This is a genomic window from Desulfovermiculus halophilus DSM 18834, assembly GCF_000620765.1.
GTDB lineage: Bacteria > Desulfobacterota > Desulfovibrionia > Desulfovibrionales > Desulfothermaceae > Desulfovermiculus > Desulfovermiculus halophilus.
Window position 1 is genome coordinate 35977 of the sequence record NZ_JIAK01000025.1, and the last position, 6402, is coordinate 42378.

At 59.2% G+C, this 6402-nt stretch carries 6 protein-coding genes; 4 read left to right on the plus strand and 2 right to left on the minus strand.

The annotated features are described in order from the left end of the window. Positions 1-216 precede the first annotated feature (216 nt). Together N902_RS0111715 and N902_RS0111720 are read left to right on the plus strand one after the other, a co-directional pair. Complete coding sequence (locus tag N902_RS0111715) at positions 217-1482, plus strand: competence/damage-inducible protein A (RefSeq protein WP_027371086.1); 1266 nt, start codon at positions 217-219, stop codon at positions 1480-1482. Continuing rightward, on the plus strand, positions 1475-1918 hold the full coding sequence (locus tag N902_RS0111720) for a flavodoxin domain-containing protein (RefSeq protein ID WP_027371087.1): 444 nt from the start codon (positions 1475-1477) through the stop codon (positions 1916-1918). The genes N902_RS0111715 and N902_RS0111720 overlap by 8 nt, the downstream gene beginning before the upstream one ends. A gap of 220 nt (positions 1919-2138) precedes the next feature. On the opposite strand, the gene N902_RS0111725 is transcribed toward N902_RS0111720, so the two are convergent. Beyond that, entirely contained in the window at positions 2139-2456 is a 318-nt protein-coding gene (locus N902_RS0111725; protein WP_027371088.1) for a cupin domain-containing protein, read from the minus strand. Between the two features lie 522 nt (positions 2457-2978). Next, complete coding sequence (locus N902_RS0111740) at positions 2979-4046, minus strand: AI-2E family transporter (RefSeq protein WP_027371090.1); 1068 nt, start codon at positions 4044-4046, stop codon at positions 2979-2981. Between the two features lie 79 nt (positions 4047-4125). Between N902_RS0111740 and crcB the strand changes: the two genes are divergently transcribed. Together crcB and N902_RS0111750 are read left to right on the plus strand one after the other, a co-directional pair. Continuing rightward, entirely contained in the window at positions 4126-4509 is a 384-nt protein-coding gene (gene crcB / locus N902_RS0111745; RefSeq protein WP_027371091.1) for a fluoride efflux transporter CrcB, read from the plus strand. 135 nt (positions 4510-4644) lie between these two features. Further along, positions 4645-5877, plus strand: a complete 1233-nt coding sequence (locus N902_RS0111750; protein ID WP_027371092.1) for a DUF190 domain-containing protein — start codon at positions 4645-4647, stop codon at positions 5875-5877. Positions 5878-6402 lie beyond the last annotated feature (525 nt).

Genomic DNA, 6402 nt, shown 5'->3' on the forward strand with positions numbered 1-6402 from the left:
GGAATCCAAGGGGGGTGTTCTCTTTTTTTATCGTTCCCACGCTCTGCGTGGGAACTCTTTTGGACGCTCCGGCGTCCAGAAAGAGACCGCGGGAGCGGTCAGGAAAGCTCCCACGCAGAGCGTGGGAGCTATAAGTAATCGCATGGCTCTTTGCAGGCGTTTGTTGTACCCAAACTGTCGCTGTAGTGATAATTTTTGTCCCCATAAAGGCACCCGATGATCCATACTGAAATCCTGGCCACCGGGGATGAACTCCGCAGCGGCGCCCTGGTGGACACCAACTCGGCCTGGCTCTCCAGCCGGCTGGAGGAGAGCGGTCTGGCCGTGCGCCGGCATATCTGCGTGGGTGATGCGCTCAGTGATCTGACCGCCGCGCTTGCGGAGATGAGTTCCAGGGCGGAGGTGGTCCTGGTTACCGGAGGCCTGGGGCCCACCCCGGATGACTTGAGCGCACAGGCGGCCGCCAAGCTCCTGGACACAGAGCTGGAGCTGTGCGCTGAGGCCCTGGAGCAGGTCAAGGCCTTTTTCCGCTCCATTGGCCGGGACATGCCGGAGTCCAACCGGCGGCAGGCCATGCTGCCCCGGGGAGCGCAGATGCTGCCCAATCCCCTGGGCACAGCTCCGGGGTTTTCCTGTGTTTGCACCGGCTGCGTCCTGTACTTTCTGCCCGGCGTTCCCCAGGAAATGCGCCGGATGTACACCCAGACGGTCCAGCCCGATCTTGTCCGCCGCTTCCGGAACCGGCTTGAGCCCAACTCGACCCGCACCCTGTCCGCCTTCGGAATCAGCGAATCCGGCGCCGCGAGCGCTCTGCAGGATCTTGGCCGAAAGTTCCCGGACCTTACCCTCGGGTTCCGGGTCCATTTCCCGGAAGTCCAGATCAAGCTCACGGCCAGGGGGAACAGCCGGGATGTCCATCCCCTCCTCGACCGGGCCGCGGCCTGGGTTCAAGCCAGGATCGGAGAGTACATCTTCAGCGCCACGGGACAGCCCATTGCCCGCGTGGTGGAGGACCTGCTGCGCAGCCGTTCGTCCACTTTAGCCGTTGCCGAGAGCTGCACAGGCGGACTCATCAGCCACTGGCTGACCGAGATTCCCGGCAGCTCGGACATCTTCGCCCTGTCCGCAGTAACCTACGCCAATGAGGCCAAAACCCGCATCCTGGGTGTTGCCGAAGAGACCCTGCAGCGTCACGGCGCAGTCTCCGAGGAAGTGGCCAGAGAGATGGCCCGAGGCGTGCGCCTGGCCGGCAGAGCCGGCCTCGGCCTGGCCACCACCGGGATCGCGGGGCCTGCCGGGGGATCAGAGGCCAAGCCGGTGGGCACGGTATGCATCGGCCTGTCGGATCAAGAGCGGACCATTGCCCGCCGGTTCCAGTTCAGCTATCCTTCCCGGGAGGCAAATAAGAAAATGTTCGCCATGGCCGCATTGGACCTACTCAGGCGGCGCTTGACGGCGGGACAGGAGAATGTGAATGCCTAAGGCAGTGGTGATTTTCGCGTCCAAGACCGGAGAGACAGCCGAGATCGGCAACCTGATCGCAGCCGGCCTCAGGGAAGCCGGATGTGAGGTCGACACCTTCCCGGCCGACTCCCTTCCCGGCGACGATCAGCTCCAGACCTACGCCGCGTATGTCCTCGGGTCCTCAGTTTACAATGAACAGATGCTCCCGGACATGGATGAGGTTTTGACCCGTCTGTCCCGGCTGCCTGTTCAGGGCAGAATCGGGGCCGCCTTCGGATCCTACGAATGGAATGAGGAAGTGCCGGGTCAGATCCATACCAGCATGGAACGGGACTGCGGCCTGCGCATGGCCGCCCCGGCCCTGGCCTTGAAACCCCCTATGCTGGGGCATATGGAGGAGCAGGCCAGGAAGCTGGGACGGACGGTGGGAAAGATGCTGCCCGCAGATCAATGATCCCGGTGGCAGCTCACTCCAGTTCAGGGGCACGAAGAATGAGCGTCCACTGCAGCCCTTTGTTGGGATTTTCTTTCTATCGGGTTCGAAATCGCTATCGGGATCGAAATCGAATCCATAAGCTAAGGGTTCCTCCTGCACCGAATGACCTATTCTTTCGATTACGCTAGCGATCCCGATTTCGATCCGGATTATCCCAACAAATACCACTCCACACTATTCATATCGGCGGAGCGATGGTCACCACCACCCGCATTTGGCTTGTGGCCCTGATCCCATGGGACTCGGCAATCTCAGCCACCAGAACGTCCCCAGTTTTGGCCGGGATTGAGGCCCCGTCGGCCCCCAAAAACTCGCCCTCGCCCTCCAGAACCAGGATGGAGAGCTGGCCTTCCACATCGTGGGAGTGCACCGGCAGCTCCTGACCGGGCTGGAAGTTGAAGTTCAGGATCTTGAAATAGGGTGAGTCATGGACCAGGAACTTTTTCATGGCCAGATCGTTGAACCCGCTTTCCTGATACAGATTCAAGGTCTTCATACATACCTCCATGGAATTGCTGCCGCCTTTGTCAGCTGCAGATTGAAGAGTCCAAATACAGCCGGCCCAGCCTCATCCTGCCCGGCACCCATATCGACGCAAGCTATCAGCCCTCTGAACAAATACACATCGACAACGGTATCCAGGCTGTATTCGTTCAGGGGGCCTTGTCCAGCGAGGCGGTGACCAGCCATTTAGCTCACTGTTGGCGATGAGCCCTGTAGTGGGACTGATAAAAAAATACTCAAACAGCCGGGATCAGGAGGCCTTCAGCGCCTCACTGGACAAGGTCCCCTGAACTTTTGGCAGGGGTGTGAAGATTGCTGGCTCTTTGACACAGAAAGTGAAATTGCCTACATAAGAGTTTGCCGTCTCTTCTGTGTGCCGTGAGCGGCAGACCAGCCTGGTTCAGGACCACAATGGCCTTTCTCGAAAAACACGTCCTTGATGTGCATCAAATATGCCTGCCATTCATCACCTGTCACCCGTCATCTGTCACTCGTCACTCGTCACCAGTCACTATCATCTGTCACTCGTTCCCAGCCTCCCGAACTCCTCCCCGAACATCTCCCATACAGTGAGGAACAGGGCGGCGGCAACCGGACCGACGACCAGGCCGGAAACCCCGAATACCCCGATCCCGCCCAGGGTGGAGATGAGCACCACGTAGTCCGGAAGCCGTGTCTCCCGTCCGACCAGAAGCGGTCTGAGCACATTGTCCGCCAACCCGATCAGAATGGACCCCGCACCAAGCAGGACCACGCCCTGCACAACACTGCCTGTGGCAATCAGAATCACAGCTGCCGGTCCCCAGACCAGGGCCGAGCCGAGCATGGGGATCAGGGACAGGATGGTCATGATCACTCCCCACAGGGTTGCTGCCTGGATGCCCAGGATCCAGAAGAAAAGCCCCCCCAGACCGCCCTGGACAACGGCCACGACAAACGTGCCTTTCACTGTGGCCTTGGACACCTGGGCAAACCGGGCCGCCAGGCTCTGCTGACGCTCATGGTCTAATGGCACCACCCGCATGATCCCCCCAATCAACCACTCTCCATCCTTGAGGAAAAAATACAGCAGGTAGATGGCCAGAGCCAGCATGACCCCGAGGCGCAGGGCGTTCTGGCCGATGCTGACCAGATTTGTGGCCACCAGCCGGCTGCCCGTCACCGCTGTCTGGGACAGGTCTTCGGTGATCTTCTCCCAGTCCAGGCCGGCCTTTTCCAGCCCCTGGGTCAGTACCGGGACAGTGCGCTCCAGGTAGGCCATTGCCTTGCTCAGCTGGATATCGCCTGCGGAAATGCGTTCATAGAGGCTCATGGACTCGTGCATCACCGAAAGACCGAGCAGGCCCAGGGGGATGACCACCCCCAAAACGATGATCACCAGGGTGAGCAGGCTGGCCCACCGCGTTCTCCCTCCCAGCAGACGAAGAAAGAACGCATATAAAGGATAAAAGACCACTGCCAGCAGCGCGGCCCAGAACACGGGCTGAAAAAAGCCGTGTATGACCCAGGCGAAGAGCAGGGTCGCGGCCAGGACCAAAAGGATGAAGGAAATATTCTGGGCCAAGGGCTGGGTGTTCTTCATTTTGTCTCCGTTTTGTGGCATTCTCGCTTTTGTTGCCGCCAGAGGTGACGACTATTCTGACACCGGGGGATGATGAGTTGTGCCATTGATCACTATTTTGCTCATAGGACTGGCCGGCATGGGCGGAGCCCTCTCCCGCTACTGGCTGACCGGACTGGTCCACAAGCTCACCGGGCCCTCCTTTCCCTGGGGAACGCTGACTGCAAACATTGCGGGCTGCTTTCTCTTCGGGGTGATATTCGCCCTGGCCGAGGAGCGATTTGTGCTCCGGGATCAAACCCGAATCATCCTCTTGGCCGGTTTCATGGGCTCCTTCACCACCTTTTCCTCCCTGATCTTTGAGTGCAGCCAGCTCCTGCGCGACGCCCAATGGGTTCTGGCCGGGCTCAATTATCTGGGCCAGACGGTTCTTGGCCTGATTGCCCTCTGGCTGGGCATTATCCTGATCAGGGCCTTGGGCTAGTGAAAAATCAACCTTGATCTGTCGCTCCCTCTTGGTCCTCCCTTGATGGGGGCTGGGGGTGTTTCTTGCATTACGACAGATGATGAATGACAAGGCACTAGCACGCAACCGATAACCGCAACTCAAGGACAGAGCATGGACACTCTGCGCAACGCCCTGCGCCTGCGCGCATACATCGGGGAAAACGATCACTATAACGGAAAACCGTTGTATCAGGTCATCGTTGAGGAGGCCAAAAGCTACGGACTGGCCGGTGCCACCGCCTTCCGCGGTTTTTTGGGCTTCGGAGCGGGCACCCGGATTCACAGCAGCAAGATCCTGCGCCTGTCCGAAGAGCTGCCGGTTATTGTGGATATCGTGGACACCAAGGAACGGATCGAGGCCTTTTGGCCCCATGTGAACGCAATGGTTGCTTCCGGGACCTTGACTCTGGAGACGGTCCAGGCCGCCTTTCATATGCCCTTGCGGGTCCGGGACGTCATGAGCATGAATCCGGTTACCTTGCATCCGGATGACAGCCTGGAGGAAGCGGTCAACCGCCTCCTCAGCCACCAGGTCAAGGCCCTGCCCGTGGTCCGGGACAACAAGGCGGTGGGCATCATTACCGGGGGAGACCTTCTGAGCAGGGGAGGACTACAGCTGCGCCTGGATCTGCATCCCCACCTTCCGGACCAGACCCGGCAGGAACAGATGCTCGCCCTGCGCAGCAAGACCGCCGCAGACGTCATGAGCACACCGGTCCAGACCATCTCCATAACCGCCACCATCCAGGAGGCGGCCAGAGTGATGAGCGCCCGGTCCATCAAACGTCTTCTGGTGGTCGACGAGCATGGAAACATGGCCGGAATCGTCAGCAGGGTGGATATCCTGCGCACCTTTGTCCGGGCCGCGGACTTTTCAGACCAGCTCCCCGAGCTCCCCCCGGGATTGGACAATACAGTGGATCAGCTCATGTTCACCGAGGTGGCCACTGTGACTCCCCAGGATGGCCTGCAGGAGGTCGTGCGCAAGATGGTGCAGACCCCCCTGCGCCGGGTTGTGGTCGTGGACACGGAAGACAACGTCCGGGGGGTCATCCTGGACCGGGACCTGATCTCTCTGTTCAGCCGCAATCGGGAGCACGGCCTTCTCAGCGGGCTCATCTCCCTGCTGGCCGCCAAACCGGAGTCCCCGACCCTGTTTTCGGGCACCGCCCAGGATGTCATGCGCGAGAGCGTCTTTTCCGTACCCGAAGGCACCCCGGTCAAGAAGGCCCTGGACCTCATGCTCGACCACGGGATCAAGCGCCTGGTGGTCACCGACGGCCAGGGGCGGCTTCGGGGCATGATAGACCGGGACGTGACCCTCAAGGCCTTGGGAAGGGCGTAGGACCCGGCCCGTTTGATTGTCGTCTCTCCCTGGGCTCATTACTTTTCGTATGAAAAACTGTTCTTAGTTAAAAGTTGAGATAATCCAAATCGTTATCGTAATCGAAAGAATAGGTCATTCGGTGCAGCAGGAACCCTCAGTTTATGGATATCGATCCCGATAGCGATTACGAACCCGAAGAAAGGAAATCACCACAAACAGATACACAGGACGCTCATTCTTCGCGCCAGTGATCCTCAGCATTATTCAGAGATTCTTCGCTCGCAGACTCGCTCAGAATGACAAATAGAAGAATGACAGCTGGCCGTATGCTTCTGATGATCCTCTCTTGTCATTCTGAAGAAGCGTAGCGACTGAAGAATCTCTTGTAATGATAATCCAATCCTGGGCCTTCCGTACCCCCCCTGAGTACTCGCCGGTCATCTATGGCTCTTCGACCCAGAAAGTGGAATTGCCTCCATAAGAGTTTGCCGTCTCTTCTGTGTGCCGTGAGCGGCAGGCCCGCACATTTTCTTGGTCCCGCCA